Genomic DNA, 20564 nt, shown 5'->3' on the forward strand with positions numbered 1-20564 from the left:
CGCCAGCGTTCGTTCTGAGCCAGGATCAAACTCTCATGTTGAGAATTCAATCTCGACTAAATCACGTCATTCTGAATCGACGAGAACTCACACCCGCTTCAAAACGCATCACTGCGTCAAAACGAGGTGTATTCTCTTGTTCAAAACGTAACCGTCGAAGTCTATTCCAAGGATCCAAATCTCTTCAGATCCCACAAGCTTCGCCGCCCACGTTTCTCTTTCTTCTCATCTTCAATTGTCAAATAACAGACCGGTCAAACCAGTCAAAAACAGCGTCCCCTCAATCCCAAGCCTAAAGCCCAGAACCACCAATCAGCATCGCAGCCAATCAAGGAAACACCAGAGCGAAGGACTTCGTCGCCAGCAGCGCCGCCGCCCTCGTCAGTGATCGGGCTTATAGACCCCCCAACCCGACATAGTCAACAGGCGATTTTGAAAAAGTTCAAAAAACAAATAACTAATTGATTCTCATGTGGGTTTTGTGAAAAGCCTGCGAGTGCGGCAAATGGGCAGCAAGATCACCCACAGATATCCGCGAGAGAGCGCGACAGCGGGCCGCAAAGTAGCCCCATGGCCCATAAAGCCTGCATCTTTGCATACGAACCCCGGCCACCGCCCCCTGGTATTTATGGGAAACGACACGCGAAACGCGGCAAAAAACGGCCGGTTGATTTGACACCCCTGTCATAAATATGCACATCTTCGCCCCCAGCCTGCGGCTCGCATGAAGGAAGCGGATCACGATCGGCATGATGACGGACAAGATGACGCTTCGATCGCTCGGCAACGAGCCGCCTATCCTGGCCGATGGCCGGCGGGCGCCGGATCGACGCGAAGTTTCTCTCCGTTGGCTTTCCGGCACCTTCCTGACCGGCCTAACCTCGAGCATCCTGATGGGCGTGGCGCTATTTGCCGCCCTCGACGGCCGCCAGCAGCTGGCGATCCCGGCCGAAGCCTATGCGACGATCGATAGCCATAACACCACTGACGACCAGGTCACCCGCGGCGGCCGGCTGATTTCCACTGCGATCGCTTCGAAACCATCGGACCGCAATATTCTTGAGGTTTCCACTGTGATGCGCGATGGCGACAAGGAAGTGGTGCGCCGCCAGCCTTTCGCGCATGTGAAGATCGCGCTCGCCACCAACCGCATCGCCAATGAGAGCTATCCGCCGTTCGATCCGCTGGCGATCTTTTCCGCCGACGAAAACATACCGCAGCCGGCCAACAAGACCGGGGCCATCTACGGATCGGACGTGGAATCCGAAGTCAGCTTGAAAACCATTCCCTTTCCCGCCAAGGACATCCCCTTCCAGATTGCCGGCTCCATGTCGCTCGATGAGGTCGAGGAGAATGTCCGCTCCAACGGTTCGGTACTCGCCGACGGCAATACCCAGCTCTCGGCACTCTATTATGTCGACCCCCGCCGCTTCGCCAATGATGATTCCGATGTCGACCTGACGGCAGGTCTTGCCGCCCGTATCGTCGAGGAGAACATGTCCGTCTCTGCGCCGGAAGCCGTAACGGCGCAGACCGAAGAATTTGCCGACGACATCATTCCCGTCCGCCAGAACACGCCGATTGCCACGGCGCTGACCGGGTCCGGTTACCTCAAGGCGGATGCGGACGATATATCTGCGAAAATCCAGCCGCTTTTCGGCTCCTCCGACGTCTCCGCCGGCGACGTGCTGCGCATCGGCATCCTGCAGAAGGGCGAACAGGCCAAGATCATCCGCGCCAGCATCTATCGCGGCACGAAGCATCTGCTGACCGTCGCGCAGAACGATCATGGCGAATTCGTCGCCGGTAGCGCGCCGCCGATGCTCGACGCCATTTCGACGGCTTTCGACAACGACGCACCTGCCATCGCGGCCGGGCGCGATTTGCCGAGCGTCTATGACGGCATCTATCGCGCCGCCCTCTCCTACGGCATGACCAAGGAAATGGTGGCGCAGATCGTCAAGCTGCTCGCGAGCAACGTCGATTTCCAGGCGCAGCTGAAACCGACGGATTCGCTGGAAGCCTTCTTCTCTGTTACCGACGACAAGGGACAGGCGACGGCCGATTCCGAGCTGCTCTACGTCAATGCCAGGTTCGGCGATAACGTGACGCGGTTCTACCGTTTCGAGGACCCGACCGATCATTCGATCGATTATTTCGACGAGAACGGCAAGAGCATCCGGCAATTCCTGCTGCGCAATCCCGTTCCCACAGGCATTTTCAAATCCGGCTTCGGCATGCGGCGCCACCCCATCCTCGGCTTTGCCCGCATGCACACCGGCGTCGATTGGGCCGCTCCCCGCGGCACGCCGATTATTGCGGCCGGCAACGGCGTCGTCGAAAAGGCCGGCTGGGATTCCGGCGGCTTCGGCAACCAGACGCTGATCCGCCATGCCAACGGTTACGTTTCCTCCTACAATCACCAAAGCGCCATCGCCAAGGGAATCGTTCCGGGCGCGAAGGTCGTGCAGGGACAGGTCATCGGCTTTATCGGCTCGACGGGTCTCGCGACGGGCCCGCATCTTCATTACGAGTTGATCGTCAACGGCACCAAGGTCGACCCGCTGAGAATCCGCCTTCCCGGCGGCAAATCGCTGGAAGGCGATGCACTCGCAAAGTTCCAGGAAGAGCGCAAGCGCATCGATACGCTGCTGACCGACGACAAGTCGAAGCAGATCGCCAGCAAATAATCGCGGCTCCGAGCCTCGCCTTGCTCTTCGATCACAGGAGCGATCTCACGAAAGCGATTTTAACCGCTCGGCCAGTTTCGTAACAATCTCGTCCGTCTCCGCCCCGGCCGTATCGACGACGATGACGCTCGTATCCCAGGCGTCATAGGTCTGGGTGATGACCTCCTCCCATGTCGGGTTCGTTAGGCCTTCTATATCAGGCTGTCGCGTTTCCAAACGGCGGCGATGTTCGGCCTTGTCCGAGCAGAGGATCCCGACTTCGACCGCCAGGACACCTGCCCGCTCGGCGACATCACGCCAAGCCTCGCGCGTGATCTGGATAGGATTGACCGTATCGGCAATCACGATCCTGCCGAGCCGGAGATTATCCCCGGCGACTCCATAGGCGACGATGTAGCCGGCAGGCCCGACCTCGGACTTCAGCATGCCGGAATTGCGCAGGGCCTGCTCGATCGTATCGACGCGGACATGCACACCGTCCAGACGCCGCGCCAAAGCGCGTGCGATCGTGGTCTTTCCGCTGCCCGGCCGGCCACCCAGGATAATCAGCATGTTTCCTCCTCAAAGCTTCGTTCGGGCTCAATGAACTCGCCTGTCATCGACGAGACATGGCTTCAGCCGATAGCAAAATGGCGGCCCGAAGACCGCCATTTGTGTTTGTTCACTCAGTACCGCTTAGGCCGCTTCGTTCACCGCCTGCCGCGCGCGGAACAACAGCCGGTCGGAACCACTGGTGACCTTGACCACGGAGCCATCCGGAATCTGCCCCGAAAGAATCTGCTCGGCGAGCGGGTCCTGGACATATTTCTGGATCACCCGCTTCAGGGGTCTAGCGCCATAGACCGGATCGTAACCCTTGTTGGCCAGCCAATGGCGGGCGTCCTCGTCGAGCTCGAGCGTGATCTTGCGCTCCGACAGCAGCTTCAGCAGACGTTCCAGCTGGATATCGACGATCGCGCCCATCTCATCGCGCTTCAGGCGATGGAACAGGATGATCTCGTCGACACGGTTCAGGAACTCCGGCCGGAAATGCGCCCGGACCACGTCCATCACCTGCTCGCGCACCAGATCACTGTCATCGCCATCCTTCAGCTGGGTCAGATATTCGGCACCCAGGTTGGAGGTCATGATGATCATCGTGTTGCGGAAGTCGACCGTGCGGCCCTGTCCGTCCGTCAAGCGTCCGTCATCCAGAACCTGGAGGAGGATGTTGAAGACATCGGGATGCGCCTTTTCGATCTCGTCGAACAGCACGACCTGATAGGGCCGGCGGCGGACGGCTTCCGTCAGCGCACCGCCTTCCTCATAGCCGACATAGCCGGGAGGAGCACCGATCAGCCGGGCCACGGAATGCTTCTCCATGTATTCGGACATATCGATGCGCACCATCGCGGTATCGTCGTCGAAGAGGAAGCGGGCAAGCGCCTTCGTCAGCTCCGTCTTGCCGACACCGGTCGGGCCGAGGAAGATGAACGAGCCGATCGGGCGGTTCGGGTCCTGCAAGCCTGCGCGCGAACGGCGGACCGCACGGGAGACAGCCTGGACGGCATCACCCTGGCCGACGACCCACTTTGCCAGTTCGTCTTCCATCCGGAGCAGCTTGTCGCGCTCGCCTTCCAGCATCTTGTCCACGGGAATCCCGGTCCAGCGGGAAACGACCTGGGCGATATTGTCGGCGGTCACAACTTCCTGCACCATGGAATCGCGGGCACTGTCCTGCTCTTCCGCGCTATGAAGCTCTTTCTCCAGATTGGGGATCACGCCATAGGCAAGTTCGCCGGCACGCTGGAATTCACCCTTGCGCTGGGCAATGGCGAGTTCGTTGCGGGCATCATCGAGCTGCTTTTTCAGATCGGCGGCAAGACCGAGCTTCTGCTTTTCGGCCTGCCAGCGCGCGGTCAGCGCATCGGCTTCCTCTTCCAGAGACGTAAGATCGGTTTCCAGCCGCTTCAGCCGGTCGGCCGAGGCCTGGTCGGTTTCCTTCTTCAATGCTTCGCGCTCGATCTTCAGCTGAATGATGCGGCGATCGAGTTCGTCGAGCTCTTCCGGCTTGGAGTCCACCTGCATGCGCAGTCGCGCTGCGGCTTCGTCCATCAGGTCGATGGCCTTGTCCGGCAGGAAGCGGTCGGTGATGTAGCGGTTCGAAAGGGTCGCCGCAGCCACCAGCGCGGCATCGGCGATGCGCACCTTATGATGCTGTTCGTACTTTTCCTTCAGGCCGCGCAGGATCGAGATCGTGTCTTCGACCGTCGGCTCCTCGACCATGACAGGCTGGAAACGACGGGCAAGGGCCGGATCTTTCTCGACATGCTTGCGATATTCATCGAGCGTGGTCGCGCCGACGCAATGCAGCTCGCCGCGGGCAAGAGCCGGCTTCAGAAGGTTCGACGCATCCATGGCGCCATCGGCCTTGCCGGCGCCGACCAGCGTGTGCATCTCGTCGATGAACAGGATGATCTCGCCGTTTTCCGACTGCACTTCGTTCAGAACCGCCTTAAGACGTTCTTCGAACTCGCCGCGGAACTTTGCACCGGCAATCAGCGCGCCCATGTCGAGCGCCATCAGCTTCTTGTCCTTCAGCGATTCCGGCACGTCGCCATTGACGATGCGCAGCGCCAGGCCTTCGACGATCGCCGTCTTGCCGACGCCGGGCTCGCCGATCAGCACCGGATTGTTCTTGGTGCGGCGGGACAGGACCTGGATCGTACGACGGATTTCGTCGTCGCGACCGATCACCGGATCGAGCTTGCCTTCGCGAGCCTCGGCGGTGAGGTCACGCGCATATTTCTTCAAGGAATCGAAGCCCTGCTCCGCGTTGGCGGAGTCGGCCGTGCGGCCCTTGCGGATGTCGTTGATGACCTGATTGAGGGCAACGGGCGTGACGCCGGCCTTCTTCAAGCTCGCCGAAGTCGAAGCCGTGGGCTCGATCGCCAGCGCCTGCAGGAGACGTTCGACGGTTACAAAGCTGTCGCCGGCCTTCTTCGCGGCTTCTTCGGCGGCGGCAAAGACCTTGGCAAGCGGCTGTGAGAGATAGACCTGGCCGTCACCGCCGGAAACCTTCGGCAGCTTGGCGAGCGCGGCATCATTGGCGATGCGGGCGGCCTTGGCATCGCCACCGGCGCGCTCGATCAGCGAAGCAGCCATGCCCTGATCGTCGTCCAGCAGCACTTTCAGCACATGTTCGGGAGCAAATTGCTGGTTACCCTGCGCAAGCGCATAGGTTTGGGCGGATTGCAGGAAACCACGCACCCGCTCGGAGTATTTTTCAATATTCATGTAAGACCTCCATGAATCGCCCTGCCCAGAAAGGCGCAGACCGATGATTGAGATTGAGCCCCCTCAAGAGGCAGGCCCGCCTTTCCGCGATTGAGATTGCGGCAAGGCAACTGAGGAGAATATGGGAGGGTATTTGGAGAGTTTAAAGGGTGCAAAACGCGAAAAAAGCGCGAGATTTTGCCCGACAGGCCACATCGGCCGGATGAGCGAAAACCTGAAAGCCGCCACAACCATCAGCTCCGAATGACGGCCCGGATTCCCTTGCCTGCATTCCGCTCGCCGGCAAAGCGCGCGACCACATGCAGATGGACGTGGAACACGTGTTGTCCGGCGACCGCTCCGACGTTCCAACCGAGGGTAAATCCGTCGGGATTGCAGGATGCAAGATGAGCCTTGGCCTTGAGAAGCATCTCGCCAAGCTCCGCCCATTCCTCGGGCCATATGTCGAAAGGGTCTTCCGCGTGCCGGCGGAGGATGATCATCACGGCGTGCGGCATCTCCGGATCAATGCTTCCAAGCATGTAGAATGCACGATTCCCGCCCAGGGGCGCATCGGTGAGCAGATCATTCCCCTGGCAGAAACGGCAGCCGGCTTCACCCGTCGACGACATCGAATATTTCCCTCCCGGCAGCCCAATGACCTACGGATCGCCATCGGGAACACGAGCATGCGATCATCCCGCCCTTTACGAGGCGCCGCTTTACCACGCGCCCATGTCAAAACGGCAACGGCAGCGCATGTCGCGCTGCCGTTGCCGTTTTGATTTTCCGACACCTGCGCCCGAAGGCGCAACGGATTTATTCCGAAGCTGCGTCCGCCATGGCGGGAGCTTCGCTCGAACCGGCCTCGCCCTGGTCTTCGCCATCGGCTGCAGCAGCGCTGCGGCGCGGCTGGCGACGCGGGCGATTACCGCCAGTGCTGCGGCGGCGCGGCTGACGCTCGGCGGCGGCAACCGCCGGAGTTTCCTCCTCGATCGCCACTTCGGCCGGGATGCCTTCGATGACCGGCTGCGGACCGGTGCCGTTAATGACTTCGGGCTCGGGAGCGGGCGCCACGGCAACGGCCGGAGCGGCATGCTGCGGGCGAGCCGAGGGCTGCGCCACCTGCGGCTGATCGTCGATCTCCTGCGCATCCATATCGTCGATATCGCGCTCGGATGAATCGCGGTCGTTGTAATTGTGATGATCGTCGCGCTGGTAGCGCTCCTGCATCTGCGCCTGGGCGCTGGCGATGATCCGATTATAGTGCTCGGCATGCTGCAGGTAGTTTTCAGCCATGACGCGGTCGCCGGAGCTTTGAGCATCACGAGCCAAGGCCGAGTATTTCTCGGCGATATGCTGTGCGGTTCCGCGGATCTTCACGTCGGGACCGGAGCTGTCATAGGTCCTGGTCAGCGGGTTCGAGCCCTTGCGGTTGAAATTGTTGTTGTTATTTCCGCCGCCGCCACCGCCGTTGTTGTTATTACCACGCCCCCGACCGCGCTTGTTCTGCTGTCCTGGCCTCATAGATCCTTCACCTGAATTCTCTTCGTTGGGATAAAAATCATACACGACACCTGCCGCCGCGGTTCGGACAGTTCCGAACCAGGGCCTGCGTGCCGCAAGCAAACTGCGCTTTGGCGCCGGTCTGCCGCTCGACTACGTCAGATTAAACTGATCACGCATTGGGTTATCTTCAACCTTTGACACTCTTACCAAAGAGCGGTTCCCCGAGGCTGTCCAAGATAAGCGAATCGTCTCGCTCATTCCCAGCCGCCCAACGCGTGAGCGCAACCTATATTGCTTCCTCAGGAAATCCAAGCTTTTTCTTCGCGATAACAACAGGGTCCCACAAACCCGCTGCAAAACGTTGCGTTAATGTTGAAATTCAAACACAAGAACCCGGTCGTTCTGGCCGTAGTCACGAACCGCCTCGACAAGGGAAAATCCTGCTCCTTCAAAAATCGAAGTCACCGTTTCACGCTGATCGTAACCGATCTCCACACCGATCATACCTTGCGGATGTAGAAATCGAACCGCATCCTTTGCGATCGCTCTATATGCATCCAGCCCATCAAGGCCCCCGTCAAGGGCCGCGGGAGGATCGAAATCCTTTACTTCTGGAGCGAGAGTAGAAATGACACTAGACGCAATATAGGGCGGATTTGAGACAATCACATGAAAACATTCGTGGATGGCGTCAAACCAGCTTCCTTGCGCAGTATCAAATCGCGCCGCTAAGCCGTTTCGCTCCGCATTTCTGCGGGCAGTATCCAGCGCCTCGCCGGAAATGTCGGAACCGACGCCCGTCGCTTGCGGGCTTTCATGGAGCAGGGCCAAACAGATCGCCCCCGTTCCCGTTCCTAGATCCAGTATGTGGATATTACCGAGCTTCGATTCAAGGCGCCGCAGGTGCGGCAGCATCGTATCGACGAGAATTTCGGTATCGGGCCGCGGTTCGAGCGTTGCCGCCGACAGCTGGAGGGAGAGGCCATAGAATTCCCGTTCCCCCAGAATCCGATGAACCGGCTCATGATTGAGCCGACGGACAATCGCCGCGCGCACTGCCGCCGCATCGTCTGGAGAGACGGGCTCGGAGCCTCGCGTCACAAGCTCAGTGGACACAAGATGCAGAAGGCCGCCGAGAAGAATGCGCGCCTCCGTGGCGGGGTCGTCCAGATCGGCCTCGGCAAAGCGGACGCGGACCTCCTGCAGGAGCCCGGATATGGTCGGCTCCTGCCCGCCGGTCATGCCTGTTCGCCGAGCTGGGCGAGCTGGCTCGCCTGGTAATCCGCGAGCAGCGCATCCACCACTTCGTCGATCTCGCCGACCATCATCCGGTCGAGCTTGTAGAGCGTCAGGTTGATGCGGTGATCGGTAACGCGCCCCTGCGGAAAATTATAGGTACGGATGCGCTCAGAGCGGTCGCCCGAGCCGACCTGGCTCTTGCGGTCGGCAGAGCGCTCGCTGTCGGCGCGCTGGCGCTCCATGTCGAACAGGCGCGAGCGCAGCACCTGCATGGCCTTGGCGCGGTTCTGGTGCTGCGACTTTTCCGAACTGGTGACGACGATGCCCGAGGGAAGATGCGTGATACGAACGGCCGAGTCGGTCGTGTTGACGTGCTGGCCGCCGGCGCCGGACGAACGCATCGTGTCGATGCGGATATCCTCGGGCCGGATTTCTATATCGATTTCCTCGGCCTCAGGCAGCACGGCCACAGTCGCCGCCGACGTATGGATGCGGCCACTCGCCTCCGTTTCCGGCACGCGCTGGACACGGTGCACACCGGATTCGAACTTCAGGCGCGAGAACACGCCCTTGCCGCTGATGGTGGCGATGATTTCCTTGAAGCCGCCGGCTTCGCCGTCGCTGGCGGAAAGCACTTCCACCTTCCAGCCGTTGCTGGCCGCGAAACGCTCGTACATGCGGAAAAGGTCGCCGGCGAAGAGAGCCGCTTCGGAGCCGCCGGTGCCGGCGCGGATTTCCAGGATCGCGCTCTTCTCGTCGGCCGCATCCTTCGGGAGAAGCTCGATCTGGATATCCTTTTCCAGCGTCTCGATGCGCTCCTTGACCTCGGGCAATTCCATTTCGGCGAGATCGCGCATCTCGCGATCGACCGACTTGTCGGAGAGCATGGTCTCAAGATCGGCGGCCTCGGCAAGAACCCGTTCATAGTCGCGGATCTTGGTCACAACAGGCTGCAGCTCGGAATACTCGGAAGCAAGCTTCACATAGACGTCCGCGGCCGGGCCGGCGGACATGCGCGCCTCAATCTCGCCGAAACGGCGTTCCAACTCGCGCATTTTTTCAACGGGGAGCTTCGCCACCCTCTACTCCAATTCTTCTTATTATCTCTGCTTTGATGTTATGCGCATGATCCTGCCTGCAAACCGCTTCGTGTTTTTCAGGATCACGCGCTAAAGCGGAATATTGTGGCTCTCGGCGAAGCCCACAAGGATGTCCCGCATCGAAGCCGTCGGATGTCTGTCGTCCAACGCCTCCTCCATGACCGTTGACAGCGCCGCAAGATCGAGGCCGAGCAGCATCGCCTTCACCGGACCGATCGAGGCCGGCGACATGGAGACCGAGCGGAAGCCGATGCCGAGCAGCGCCATGGCCGAGATCGTCTTACCGGCCAGCTCGCCGCAAAGGGTCACAGGGGTCTTGTTACGCACGCCGGCGCGCACGATGTCGCGCAGGATGCGCAGGAACGGCCTCTCGAGCGGATCGAAGCGATCCGACACGCGAGCATTGCCGCGATCGACGGCCATCGAGAACTGGAACAGATCGTTGGAGCCTACCGAGACGAAATCGACCGCCGCCATCAGTTCGTCCAGCTGCCACAAGAGCGCCGGCACCTCCAGCATGGCGCCAAACTGCAGCTTGCGCGGCAATCCGTGCCCGAAGCGCGAGAGATGCTGAACTTCCTTCTGCAGCAGCTCGCGCACCGCCTTGATCTCGGAGACTTCGGTGACCATCGGCACCATCATCTTCAATTCGTTGTCGGCAGCGGCCTTCAGCATGGCCCGAAGCTGCGTGCGTAGCAGGCCCGGACGATCGAGCGACAGCCGGATCGCGCGCCAGCCGAGCGCTGGGTTCTCCTCTTCATGCGCGCGGAAATAGGGAACGACCTTGTCGCCGCCGATGTCGAGCGTCCGGAAGGTCACGACATGGCCGCCTGCCTGCTTCAGCACATTGCGATAGAAGGCCTCTTGTTCCTCGGCCTTCGGCATGGTCGAGGCGATCATGAACTGCAGCTCGGTGCGGAAAAGGCCGATACCCTCAGCACCGGATTCGGCAAGCTGCGGCAGGTCGACCAGCAGACCGGCATTCATCATCAGCGAGATGCGCTGGCCATCCTTGGTGACCGGCTCGACCGCCCGCAACGCGCGGAACTGCTCCTGCCGGCGAGCACGGAACCGCACCTTCTCTTCATAGGAGCGCTGGTGATCGGCCATTGGCCGCAGATGCACATGGCCGCCGTCGCCGTCGATGATGACCGGATCGCCATTTTCCGCCAGCGCCACGACGCCGACCGCCTGCCCGACCACCGGAATGCCCATGGCGCGCGCAACGATGACGACGTGGCTCGTGACCGCGCCTTCTTCGAGCACCAGGCCGCGAATGTTGGCGCGCGGATAATCGAGCAGTTCGGCCGCACCCATGGCACGCGCGAAGATGATCGCATCGCTCGGGAAACCTTCGGCGCTGGTGCGGCCGGAATAGCCGATGAGCTGCCGGAGCAGCCGGTTCGCCAGGTCCTCGAAATCGTGCATCCGCTCACGCAGATAGGGATCGGTCAGGCGCATCATGCGCGCCTTCGTGTCGCTCTGCACCTTTTCGACCGCGGCTTCGGCGGTCAGGCCGTTGCGGACGGCTTCCTCGAGCTTGCGCACCCAGCCCTGATCGTGCGCGAACATACGGTAGGTTTCGAGCACCTCGCGATGCTCGCCTTCCATGGAGACGTCGCGACGCGACAGCATGTCGTCGATCGAGATGCGCAGCGAGCCGAGCGCTTCGGCAAGACGGCCGATTTCCTTGTCGGCATCCTCGTTCAGGAGATTGGTGACGACGATACGCGGCTCATGCAGCACGACATAGCCGAGGCCGATGCCTTCATTATAAGTATCGCCATCGATGGTGACCGAGCGCGTGAGATCGAGTTCCAGGCCCGGCTTGGTGATCTTCTTGAGCTCGCCCGTGGCGATCATCTCGGCCAGCACCATGGCCGTCGTTTCGAGCGCCTCGAGTTCTTCCTCGCGATAGTTGCGGCTCGCCTTGTTCTGAACCACGAGAACGCCGAGCGATCGACCGGTGCGCAGGATCGGCACGCCGAGGAAGGAGTGATAAATTTCCTCGCCAGTTTCCGGCAGGTAGCGGAAAGCCGGATGCGATTGCGCATCGGAGAGGTTGAGGGGTTGGGCAGACGCCGCGATCGTGCCGACGAGGCCCTGGCCCATCTTCAATTGCGAGAGATGGACGGCCTCTTTTTTCAGGCCTTCGGTGGCGTAAAGTTCAAGGACGCCATCGGCGCGCAGCACATAGACCGAGCAAACCTCGGCAACCATGTTGCCGGCAATCTGGCGGACAATCCGGTCAAGGCGCTCCTGCGGCTCCAGCGGCTCCGCCATCAACTCGCGTAGCCGCTTGAGCAGAACGCGTGGACCGCCGGATAGGTCTCTCATTGCGCCACTAGCTCCCGAATCAAGATCTCATGCCTGTCTTGCCCACGTCAGGGCCGGCCGAAACTCACCTCCGTCACGGTCCGTCGTCAGCAGTCGTGAATCAACTCTTATCCAGACCGTAGCAGGAATGCAAAGTCCTGACTGCGAGTTCTGCGTAAGGACCGTCGATCAGGATGGAAATCTTGATTTCTGACGTCGTAATGGCCTTGATGTTGATGCCTTTTTCGGCAAGTGCCCGGAAAGCGGTCGCGGCCACGCCGGCATGCGAGCGCATGCCGATGCCGATGACCGATACCTTGACGAGACCTGATTCGCTCTGGACGACGTCGTAACCGATCTTTTCCTTGTTTTCGCCGAGAACGCGCAGCGCCTTGTCGACATCGCCGGAGGGGACCGTGAAGGTCATGTCGGTCTTGGAGCCGTCCTCGGAAATATTCTGGACGATCATGTCGACATTGATGTGGTTTTCGGCCAGCGGCCCGAAGATCGCCGCGGACACGCCCGGCCGGTCGGCAAGACGGCGCAGCGAGATCTGGGCCTCATCCTTGGCATAGGCAATGCCGGTGACTACTTCCTGTTCCACGATTTCATCCTCGTCACAAATCAGCGTTCCGGGCGGGTTAAGCAGATCGCCCATGCCCGGAGCATCGGGATCTTCGAAAGAAGAGCGCACAAAGGTGCGAACCTTAAAGACCATGGCCAGCTCGACCGAGCGCACCTGCAGCACCTTGGCGCCGAGAGATGCCATTTCGAGCATTTCCTCGAAGGCGATCTTTTTCAGGCGGCGCGCCTTCGGCACGATGCGCGGATCGGTGGTGTAAACACCGTCGACGTCGGTATAGATGTCGCAGCGATCGGCCTTCACGGCTGCAGCGATCGCCACCGCCGAGGTGTCGGAGCCGCCACGCCCAAGTGTCGCCAAACGATTGTCCGGGCCGAGACCCTGGAAGCCGGCCACGACCGCGACCTGACCTTCCTTCATGCGGCGGATCATGTCTTCGCCGTCGATATCGAGAATGCGGGCGGCACCATGCGCATTGTCGGTGCGGATCGGAATCTGCCAACCCTGCCAGGAGCGGGCGTTGATGCCCATGGCCTGCAGCGCGATCGCCAGCAGGCCCGACGTGACCTGCTCGCCCGAGGCGACGACGGCGTCATATTCGCGCGCATCATAGATCGAGTGATCGGCGCCGGCGACCTTGGGCATGTTCTGGACCCAGCCGACCAGCTCGTTGGTCTTGCCGGACATGGCGGAAACGACAACTGCCACCTCGTGACCGGCATCGACCTCGCGTTTCACATGGCGTGCGACGTTCTTGATACGGTCCAGATCCGCGACGGAGGTTCCGCCGAATTTCATCACGATGCGTGCCATTTGCCTCTACCAGTACCCTGCGCCGGGCGGCCGAAATGCGGAAAGCCCGACATGCAAAATCGCCCTCCCGGTTCGGTAGCCGGAAAAGCGTGATCTCAATGGGGCCGTCTCTTAGCGACTTTGTCGGGCGGGTGCAATAGCATCGAGCGCCGGATACGGTCAAAAGTTTACTTTAAAAGTCCACTTTTAAGGTCGACCAGAGCTTGTCGAGAATCACGCCTTCCTTGGGGATGTTTTCCTTGTTGAGGAAGGTCGCGATGAGCACGCCGCCTTCCGGCCGCCCGGTCGCAACGATCTCGTATTCCATGACGTCGTCGTCGGTAATCGTCTCGGCCTTCACGCCCTTCAGCACGCTGCCGCTCGGCAATGTGCGCTCGGTTGCGTGTTTGCTGATCTTCGCGCCGCCGGTGATGCTCTCCTGCACCATCTGCTGCAGCATGACATCGGTATTGCTGGAGGGATTGAGGCCCTTGTAGACCTGTATGATGATGCCGGTGCCCATCGGCGTCATCAAAGCATATTGCTGCACGCCGTCGCCGAGATCCGTCTTTGCGACCGTGAACTTGCCGTCATGATCGAAGGAAAACTTGGCCCCGGTAAACGTCACCGTATCGCTGCGCTGCAGCTCCACCTGAACCTTACGGCCGTCCTTCGTGGTGACTTCCAGCGTATCGCCAGGATTGATGCCGACCTGAACCCCATCGATTGTCAGGCGAAACCCCTTGCCGTCCCCAGCATTGGCATGGCTGGCCGCAAGCCAGCCGATGGCGATAGCCGTCGCGAGACGGAGTAGTCGCATGGGGAGCCCCTCTATAAGCCGGTCGATTGCAATCGATCCCGGTTCTGAAAGTCCATTTCACAGCCCGGCGATAGATCGGTCATAAGATACCTCCATGTCAACCTCCCTGCCGCGGTTCGAACGTCGCAATCGAGATGCCCCTCAGCTGATCGGAGGTCACGGCCCTTGACATCGCGCATCGATCGTCCGACTTCACACGGAGACATATTGTTGCCCGCGCCCACCCGAACCAGGGCACGGCCGAGATCACGGAGTGAACCATGAGCGAAACGGCAAAGAGCACGATCGACCAGAGCGAAGTGGACCGTTTCTCCGCCATGGCGGCCGAGTGGTGGAGCCCGACCGGCAAGTTCAAGCCGTTGCACAAATTCAATCCGGTTCGCCTTGCCTATATTCGCGACCGCGCCTGCGAAAATTTCGATCGCGATCCGAGGAGCAGCCGACCGCTTGAGGGACTGCGTGTGCTCGATATCGGCTGCGGCGGCGGCCTGCTATCCGAGCCGGTGGCGCGCATGGGCGCCAGCGTCGTCGGCGCCGATCCTTCCGAAAAGAACATCGGCATCGCCTCGACACATGCGAGCGCTTCCGGCGTTCCGGTCGACTATCGCGCGGTTACGGCCGAACAGCTGGCCGAAGCGGGCGAAACCTTCGATATCGTGCTGAACATGGAAGTCGTCGAGCATGTCGCCGACGTGGAATTCTTCCTGTCGACCTGCGCGAAAATGGTTCGCCCCGGCGGCCTGATGTTCGTTGCGACCATCAACCGCACCATGAAGGCGGCGGCACTTGCGATCTTCGCCGCCGAGAACGTGCTCCGCTGGCTGCCGCGCGGCACCCATCAATATGAAAAGCTGGTGCGTCCAGAGGAAATCGAAAAGCCGCTTGCGGGAAGCGGCCTCGACATCATCGCCCGCACCGGCGTCTTCTATTCGCCGTTGCAGGACCGTTGGAACCTCTCGAAGGATATGGACGTCAACTACATGCTCTTGGCGAAGCGAGCGAATTTGAGCTGATCGCCGCGAGGCGAATCGGCTTCAAACCTTCAGCGTCATGACATGCGCCAGCAACTCGCCTTGCGTGGCGGCGTTGAGTGCAACGATGTCCTTGATACGAGGGCGGTCGATCTCAAGTGGCTGGCCATCGGGTCCATAGGGCTGCTTGAAAGAAAATGCTCTCGGGCTAGCTCCATAGTCATTAAGGTGTTCGAGGCGCTCGACACCGTCCCTCCATATCGGAACAGCTCCAGCCTCCACCCACCACAAAACCAGCGGCGGCCAGCTCTGCCTGACATTCCAGTATCGCCCATATTTCAGGGCGTCGGCATGCACACCGCTATAGGTGAATGCCATCAGCGATTCGATATCGGCCCAGAGGGAGAGCGATGACGGCGCCGTCTGAAAGCCACTACCCTCGATGAAACGCGGAAAGACCTGTTCGCCCCAGCAGGCAGTGTCCGGTTCGCCGGCGTAGCCGGATCGGCCGACAAAGCCATGCGCGCGAGCAGCCGCCTCGAAATTCGCCGCTTCGCGCAGCCGAAAGCCCTCCACTTCAGGGCTTTCATAGGCTGCAACATGCAGCCCGAAATTGTACATGGCGAGATGCTTGCGGGCGTCCGCCGGCATCAGTTGATATCGTCGGGCAGTACGGGGATGGCGGCGATCTCGATGCCTTCCTCGACCAGAGCCTGTGCTTCGTCGGGCGTCGCCTTGCCGATGATCCCGCGCGCATCCGCCTCGCCGTAATGGATCTTGCGGGCCTCTTCGGGAAATTTTGCGCCGACGTCCTCGGCACTGGCCTTGATGGCGTCGACCGCTTCCTTGAGCTTGGCCATGGCTTCCTTGCGGGCCGCATCCATGGCGACTGTCTGCATCGCATCCTTCTTGCGCGCCGTGGAAACCGAAGGCGCCATCAGCAGCTTGGAAATCGCAGACGAATTGCAGACCGGGCACGTCAGGAAGCCGCTCGCGACCTGTCGGTCGAAATCGGCACTTTCGGAAAACCAGCCCTCGAACTCATGGGCATTGTCACAGCTAAGCGAATAACGGATCAAGCAGCGACGCCTCCAGCCGCCGGCGTCGCAATCTTCTCCAGCGAGAATTCACGCGCATTCTTCAGGTTCGGTATCTTGTCATGGGCGGATTTGACCGCGGCGACATCGATTTCGGCGATGATGACAGCTTCGCCCGTGCCGCCGGCCGACGCCAGCACCTTGCCCCAGGGATCGATAATCATCGAGTGACCGAAGGTTTCGCGGCCATCCTCGTGCTTGCCGGCCTGTGCGGCAGCGATGACGAACATGCCGTTTTCGATGGCGCGTGCGCGCAGCAGGATTTCCCAATGCGCCTCGCCCGTCTGCTTGGTGAAGGCGGCCGGCACCGTCATCACCTCGGCACCGGCGACAGCCTGGGCGCGGAAGAGCTGCGGAAAGCGCACGTCGTAGCAGATCGAAAAGCCGAGTTCGGCAAAGGGCAGCGAGGCGATGCGCGCTTCCGATCCGGGTCGGTAAACGGCGCTCTCGCGCCAGCTCTCGCCATTGTCGAGATCGACGTCGAACATGTGGATCTTGTCGTAGCGGTTGATGAGCTTGCCATCGGGACCAAAGAGAAAGCCGCGATTGGCGATCTTGTTGTCATCGAGCGCAATGGCGGTCGAGCCGATATGCAGATGGATGCCGAGCTCCTTCGCAAGCTCGGACGCCGTCTTGACGATGATGTCGTTCGGCTCGTCGCGCAGCACGGCGCGCATGGCTGGCCGATCCTTCTGCACCGCGCCGGTCATCTCCGGCGTCTGCACATAGATCGCACCCCTGGAGGCGGCATCGCGCACCAGGCGCGCCATGTCAGCCGCGTTCTTCACCGGATCGACGCCGGAACACATCTGGATGGCGGCAGCCTTGAAGCTCATCGGTTTCTCCCTCGTCAAGAACAGGTCAGGCGGCCAGCATTGGGTCGAGCTTGCCGGCCCGATCGAGCGCATGGATATCATCGCAGCCGCCGACATGCTGACCATTGATGAAGATCTGCGGGAAGGTCGAGGCGCCGTTTGCCTTGGCGATCATCTCCTGGCGCATTTCGGGCGAATAGGTCGCATTGTGCTCGACATACTCGACGCCCTTGGATTCGAGCAGGGATTTCGCCCGGGCGCAATAGCCGCAGAATTCACGCGTATAGATAACCACGGATGCCATGATCCACTCCGGAAAAACCTAGATTGACTGTCATATAAGATGGCCGACGACCCTTGCAAAGGTCAAAACAGTGACATCGGCGGCTCCAGCTTTCTTCAGGGCGCGCGTCGCTGCGGCGACCGTCGCGCCCGTGGTATAGACGTCGTCGACCAGAACGACACGGCGGCCGAAAACCTCGGCAGCTCGATGCTCGGAAACGGCGAAGGCGCCACGCACATTGTCCTGCCGCGCCTTGGCCCCCAGACCGACCTGCTGGCTCGTGCGCTTGACGCGCAGGAGCGTCGTGGCGAGCAGCGGCTTGCCCGAAAGACGGGCAATGTGGCGCGCAAGCTCGGCAGCCTGATTGTATTTGCGGGCAAACAGCCGCGCCCGATGCAGCGGCACCGGAATGATCGCATCGCAAGCCGCGACCGTGTCGTCGCTGGCACGCAGCATCCAGCCGGCCATCATCGGCGCCAGATCGGTGCGATCGCGATATTTCAGGCTGAGAACGAGATCGCGCACGATACCGTCATGCACGACGGCCGAGCGCAAGCGGTCGAAGACAGGCGGATCGGTGATCGCTTCGGCGCTCAGAATGCCGCCTCCCAGATCATGCGAGAACGGGCTGCCCATAACCTCGCAATAGGGACGCTCGATAAAGCGAACGCCAGACCAGCACGCCGGACAAAGACCTCGATGGGCCCCGACCGATACGCCGCAGCCCGGGCAGGCTGGCGGGTAGACGAGATCGGCAAGCGCCACCCAGGGCCTCTTCAGCCCGGCGCCCAGCATGGACAACGTGATTTCGCGCGCCATCATCCCCATATGATTGAGACTAGCAATTCCAGGAAAAGTGTATAGCGGTTTTCCGTCCGGAATTGCGCGAAGTAAAACCCGAGTGCCCGGAACGCCCCGCCGAATTGATGATATCGCAGGAAACCACCATGGAAATCGTGTTCGATCAATCGTTGCTCGCGGCCCGCAAGCGCCGGGCGTTGAGGCAAGGCGATCATAAAGCGGCCTTCCTGCTCGATATTGCCGCCGGTGAGCTGGCGGAACGGCTTGGCGTCACCGAGCGCCATTTCGACGAGGCCATTGAACTGCACGGCGCCACAGGCGTCGCCGCCCGCCTTGCATTGGCGACTGGCAAGATCGGCCATCTGAAGAGGATCGAAAACGAACGCGGCTTTGCCGCCGCCGGGGAAATTCTTATCGAAGCGCCTCTGGAAGAACTGCCGCTGGAACCGGAATCGGTCAATCTCGTGCTTTCGCCGCTCAGCCTGCATGTCACCAACGACACGCCCGGCGTCTTCATTCAGGTCCGCCGCGCGCTGAAAGCCGACGGCCTTTTCCTGGCGGCGATACCCGGCTCCGGCACCCTGCAGGAACTGCGCGACGTGCTGCTTGCAACCGAAATCGAGCTGACCGGCGGCGCCAGCCCCCGCGTTATCCCTTTTGCCGATGTCCGCGACGTCGGCGGCCTCCTTCAGCGCGCCGGCTTTACCCTGCCCGTCATCGACGCCGAGACCTATACGGTACGCTACGACAACCTGTTTGCCCTGATGCGTGACCTGCGCGCCATGGGCATGACCAACCCGCTCGTCGACCGCAGCCGCAAGCCGCTGACACGCGCCTTCTTCCTGCGCGCGGCCGAACTTTATGCCGAACGTTATGCCGATCCCGATGGGCGTATCAGGGCGACATTCTCGATCATCTACGTATCCGGCTGGACGCCGCACGAAAGCCAGCAAAAGCCATTGCAGCCGGGTTCGGCCAAGGCGCGATTGGCCGATGCGCTCAAGGTCGAAGAGCATAAGCTGAAGCAATAGACGAACGGATCAAGCCGAGCCTGATCGCCGGCCGCGTCAGTTCTGGGATGCGGCCGAATTCTGAACCGTATTGGACAGAATGTTGAACGTGCTTGAAAGGCTGCCGCCGAAGGCGCCGATGCCGCTAATGATCGCCGCCGACATCAGCGCGGCGATCAGGCCATATTCGATGACCGTGGCACCGGTCTTGTCAGTGAAGATACGTCTTACGGACCGCATAAGCTCAAAGCTCCCAGCATTGGACAACTGATGTTTCCGATGCTCGTCATGGCATCCGGCAGACTATGCTCATGCACTATTGGCAGCCGCTGTCGGTGCCATATCCCTGAACGATGCAGACCGAGCCCGGCTCTTGCTGCAACACGCTGCGGCGGATCGTATAACGCTTGCCGTTTTCGGTTTGCGGGATCGAACCGGTGGTAATATTGTCGATGTCCGGTGCGCTTGCAAGCACGCGCGACTTCGACTTGTCGGAGAGCATTGGCGTGAGAATAAGCGAAAGCGCAACCGCCGCCGTACCGAACAGCAAGGCGATATTCAACGCGCCCGTCCTGCGCGACGTGGAATAGGACTGCTCTTTCTCTTGAACAGCTTTCCAGAAATCGTCGTCCATTATGTCAAGCCTTCTTTAACGCACCCAACAACCCGCTTGATTGAGTGCATTGAATGCCAGAAGGTCATAAACGATCCCTTAATATCCACATGCAAATTAATGAGACGTAAAATTCTGGGACAGTAGTCGATTCGAGCTACAGACTTGATATCAAATGGCTAATTTTCGTTAACCATATTTGCCATGCACCGCCCTGTTACGCGCTGAGCGTACACTCGACAGATCTAAAAGAGATCCTGCGCATCGGCGGACGACAAATATCTTCAGCAATAGCACGCACCGGTATATGCAAATAAAAAAGCACCAATAGATTGATATTGGCGATTGCTCGTAGCAATGCGACGCATAAGGTAAATATTACCATTTAAAGTTGCGAAAGCTAATACGTGGCGGGACTGTTTAAAGCCGTCGGCGGCGTCGTAATAGCCCTCGCGATCCTGGCAGGCATCTCGGTGCTTGTTGCTGGAGGCATTGGCGGCTTTGTCCCAGGGCTGATCATAGCCCTCTCATACGCATTTTGCGGCGCCGGAATTTTTGCCTTTGGATTGATGCTCGAGCATCTGGAAGCAATTCGCCGGAATTCAGCCAGACAATCGGAAATGCTGACGGAGTTGCTGCGGAGAGCATCGAAAGCGGACCCAAACGGCAG

The 20564-nt window shown here is 60.4% G+C and carries 19 protein-coding genes; 3 read left to right on the forward strand and 16 right to left on the reverse strand.

What is annotated here, in order from left to right; genetic code table 11:
• The first annotated feature begins 749 nt into the window (after positions 1 to 749).
• A complete protein-coding gene (locus BJ928_RS20575) occupies positions 750 to 2690 on the forward strand; it encodes a M23 family metallopeptidase (RefSeq protein WP_047630977.1) in 1941 nt (646 codons plus the stop codon).
• A gap of 45 nt (positions 2691 to 2735) precedes the next feature.
• On the opposite strand, the gene BJ928_RS20580 is transcribed toward BJ928_RS20575, so the two are convergent.
• From BJ928_RS20580 to BJ928_RS20620, 9 genes are all read right to left on the reverse strand, one after another.
• Positions 2736 to 3242, reverse strand: coding sequence for an AAA family ATPase (locus BJ928_RS20580; protein WP_047630975.1), 507 nt, complete (start codon positions 3240 to 3242; stop codon positions 2736 to 2738).
• A gap of 123 nt (positions 3243 to 3365) precedes the next feature.
• Positions 3366 to 5966, reverse strand: a complete 2601-nt coding sequence (gene clpB, locus BJ928_RS20585; protein WP_047630973.1) for an ATP-dependent chaperone ClpB — start codon at positions 5964 to 5966, stop codon at positions 3366 to 3368.
• Between the two features lie 233 nt (positions 5967 to 6199).
• On the reverse strand, positions 6200 to 6577 hold the full coding sequence (locus BJ928_RS20590; RefSeq protein WP_052227633.1) for an HIT domain-containing protein: 378 nt from the start codon (positions 6575 to 6577) through the stop codon (positions 6200 to 6202).
• 187 nt (positions 6578 to 6764) lie between these two features.
• On the reverse strand, positions 6765 to 7472 hold the full coding sequence (locus BJ928_RS20595) for a DUF4167 domain-containing protein (protein WP_047630971.1): 708 nt from the start codon (positions 7470 to 7472) through the stop codon (positions 6765 to 6767).
• Positions 7473 to 7820: 348 nt separating this feature from the next.
• Positions 7821 to 8696 (reverse strand): peptide chain release factor N(5)-glutamine methyltransferase, encoded by an 876-nt coding sequence (gene prmC, locus BJ928_RS20600; RefSeq protein WP_047630970.1) that lies wholly within the window; start codon positions 8694 to 8696, stop codon positions 7821 to 7823.
• Positions 8693 to 9772, reverse strand: coding sequence for a peptide chain release factor 1 (gene prfA, locus BJ928_RS20605; protein ID WP_047630968.1), 1080 nt, complete (start codon positions 9770 to 9772; stop codon positions 8693 to 8695). Before prfA ends, prmC begins: the two co-directional genes overlap by 4 nt.
• Positions 9773 to 9862: 90 nt before the next feature.
• On the reverse strand, positions 9863 to 12130 hold the full coding sequence (ptsP, locus tag BJ928_RS20610) for a phosphoenolpyruvate--protein phosphotransferase (RefSeq protein WP_047630966.1): 2268 nt from the start codon (positions 12128 to 12130) through the stop codon (positions 9863 to 9865).
• A 100-nt stretch (positions 12131 to 12230) separates the two neighbouring features.
• Positions 12231 to 13505 (reverse strand): aspartate kinase, encoded by a 1275-nt coding sequence (locus tag BJ928_RS20615; RefSeq protein ID WP_047630965.1) that lies wholly within the window; start codon positions 13503 to 13505, stop codon positions 12231 to 12233.
• 172 nt (positions 13506 to 13677) lie between these two features.
• Positions 13678 to 14304, reverse strand: coding sequence for a hypothetical protein (locus BJ928_RS20620; RefSeq protein ID WP_047630964.1), 627 nt, complete (start codon positions 14302 to 14304; stop codon positions 13678 to 13680).
• A 260-nt stretch (positions 14305 to 14564) separates the two neighbouring features.
• Between BJ928_RS20620 and ubiG the strand changes: the two genes are divergently transcribed.
• Positions 14565 to 15317: a bifunctional 2-polyprenyl-6-hydroxyphenol methylase/3-demethylubiquinol 3-O-methyltransferase UbiG gene (ubiG, locus tag BJ928_RS20625; protein ID WP_047630962.1), complete on the forward strand. Its 753-nt coding sequence runs from the start codon at positions 14565 to 14567 to the stop codon at positions 15315 to 15317.
• 21 nt (positions 15318 to 15338) lie between these two features.
• Here ubiG and BJ928_RS20630 read toward each other — a convergent pair whose 3' ends face one another.
• From BJ928_RS20630 to BJ928_RS20650, 5 genes are read right to left on the reverse strand one after another with little or no spacing between them, the layout of a single operon-like run.
• Positions 15339 to 15926 (reverse strand): DUF3291 domain-containing protein, encoded by a 588-nt coding sequence (locus tag BJ928_RS20630; protein WP_047630960.1) that lies wholly within the window; start codon positions 15924 to 15926, stop codon positions 15339 to 15341.
• Positions 15926 to 16354, reverse strand: a complete 429-nt coding sequence (locus tag BJ928_RS20635; RefSeq protein ID WP_047630958.1) for a DUF1178 family protein — start codon at positions 16352 to 16354, stop codon at positions 15926 to 15928. Before BJ928_RS20635 ends, BJ928_RS20630 begins: the two co-directional genes overlap by 1 nt.
• Positions 16351 to 17208, reverse strand: a complete 858-nt coding sequence (locus BJ928_RS20640; RefSeq protein ID WP_047630956.1) for a carbon-nitrogen hydrolase family protein — start codon at positions 17206 to 17208, stop codon at positions 16351 to 16353. Before BJ928_RS20640 ends, BJ928_RS20635 begins: the two co-directional genes overlap by 4 nt.
• 25 nt (positions 17209 to 17233) lie before the next feature.
• Entirely contained in the window at positions 17234 to 17491 is a 258-nt protein-coding gene (gene grxC, locus BJ928_RS20645) for a glutaredoxin 3 (RefSeq protein ID WP_047630954.1), read from the reverse strand.
• 30 nt (positions 17492 to 17521) lie between these two features.
• A complete protein-coding gene (locus tag BJ928_RS20650; RefSeq protein ID WP_047630953.1) occupies positions 17522 to 18298 on the reverse strand; it encodes a ComF family protein in 777 nt (258 codons plus the stop codon).
• 119 nt (positions 18299 to 18417) lie between these two features.
• On the opposite strand from BJ928_RS20650, the gene BJ928_RS20655 reads away from it, so the two are divergent.
• A complete protein-coding gene (locus BJ928_RS20655; RefSeq protein ID WP_047630952.1) occupies positions 18418 to 19302 on the forward strand; it encodes a methyltransferase domain-containing protein in 885 nt (294 codons plus the stop codon).
• 36 nt (positions 19303 to 19338) lie between these two features.
• On the opposite strand, the gene BJ928_RS20660 is transcribed toward BJ928_RS20655, so the two are convergent.
• A complete protein-coding gene (locus tag BJ928_RS20660) occupies positions 19339 to 19521 on the reverse strand; it encodes a Flp family type IVb pilin (RefSeq protein ID WP_047630950.1) in 183 nt (60 codons plus the stop codon).
• Positions 19522 to 19597: 76 nt separating this feature from the next.
• Entirely contained in the window at positions 19598 to 19915 is a 318-nt protein-coding gene (locus BJ928_RS20665; protein WP_047630948.1) for a hypothetical protein, read from the reverse strand.
• Positions 19916 to 20564 lie beyond the last annotated feature (649 nt).

It is taken from the genome of Rhizobium sp. WW_1 (genome assembly GCF_003610155.1).
Classification (GTDB): Bacteria; Pseudomonadota; Alphaproteobacteria; order Rhizobiales; family Rhizobiaceae; genus Rhizobium; species Rhizobium tropici_A.

Bases quoted from the DNA above. Each gene is read 5' to 3' on its own strand.
- prmC (WP_047630970.1), bottom strand. From the start codon at position 8,696: ATGACCGGCGGGCAGGAGCCGACCATATCCGGGCTCCTGCAGGAGGTC.
- BJ928_RS20650 (WP_047630953.1), bottom strand. From the start codon at position 18,298: ATGGGGATGATGGCGCGCGAAATCACGTTGTCCATGCTGGGCGCCGGG.
- BJ928_RS20575 (WP_047630977.1), top strand. From the start codon at position 750: ATGATGACGGACAAGATGACGCTTCGATCGCTCGGCAACGAGCCGCCT.
- BJ928_RS20660 (WP_047630950.1), bottom strand. From the start codon at position 19,521: ATGCGGTCCGTAAGACGTATCTTCACTGACAAGACCGGTGCCACGGTC.
- BJ928_RS20620 (WP_047630964.1), bottom strand. From the start codon at position 14,304: ATGCGACTACTCCGTCTCGCGACGGCTATCGCCATCGGCTGGCTTGCG.
- BJ928_RS20630 (WP_047630960.1), bottom strand. From the start codon at position 15,926: ATGCCGGCGGACGCCCGCAAGCATCTCGCCATGTACAATTTCGGGCTG.
- ptsP (WP_047630966.1), bottom strand. From the start codon at position 12,130: ATGAGAGACCTATCCGGCGGTCCACGCGTTCTGCTCAAGCGGCTACGC.
- BJ928_RS20615 (WP_047630965.1), bottom strand. From the start codon at position 13,505: ATGGCACGCATCGTGATGAAATTCGGCGGAACCTCCGTCGCGGATCTG.
- grxC (WP_047630954.1), bottom strand. From the start codon at position 17,491: ATGGCATCCGTGGTTATCTATACGCGTGAATTCTGCGGCTATTGCGCC.
- BJ928_RS20655 (WP_047630952.1), top strand. From the start codon at position 18,418: ATGGAAATCGTGTTCGATCAATCGTTGCTCGCGGCCCGCAAGCGCCGG.
- BJ928_RS20640 (WP_047630956.1), bottom strand. From the start codon at position 17,208: ATGAGCTTCAAGGCTGCCGCCATCCAGATGTGTTCCGGCGTCGATCCG.
- BJ928_RS20595 (WP_047630971.1), bottom strand. From the start codon at position 7,472: ATGAGGCCAGGACAGCAGAACAAGCGCGGTCGGGGGCGTGGTAATAAC.
- BJ928_RS20590 (WP_052227633.1), bottom strand. From the start codon at position 6,577: ATGTCGTCGACGGGTGAAGCCGGCTGCCGTTTCTGCCAGGGGAATGAT.
- BJ928_RS20665 (WP_047630948.1), bottom strand. From the start codon at position 19,915: ATGGACGACGATTTCTGGAAAGCTGTTCAAGAGAAAGAGCAGTCCTAT.
- ubiG (WP_047630962.1), top strand. From the start codon at position 14,565: ATGAGCGAAACGGCAAAGAGCACGATCGACCAGAGCGAAGTGGACCGT.
- clpB (WP_047630973.1), bottom strand. From the start codon at position 5,966: ATGAATATTGAAAAATACTCCGAGCGGGTGCGTGGTTTCCTGCAATCC.
- BJ928_RS20580 (WP_047630975.1), bottom strand. From the start codon at position 3,242: ATGCTGATTATCCTGGGTGGCCGGCCGGGCAGCGGAAAGACCACGATC.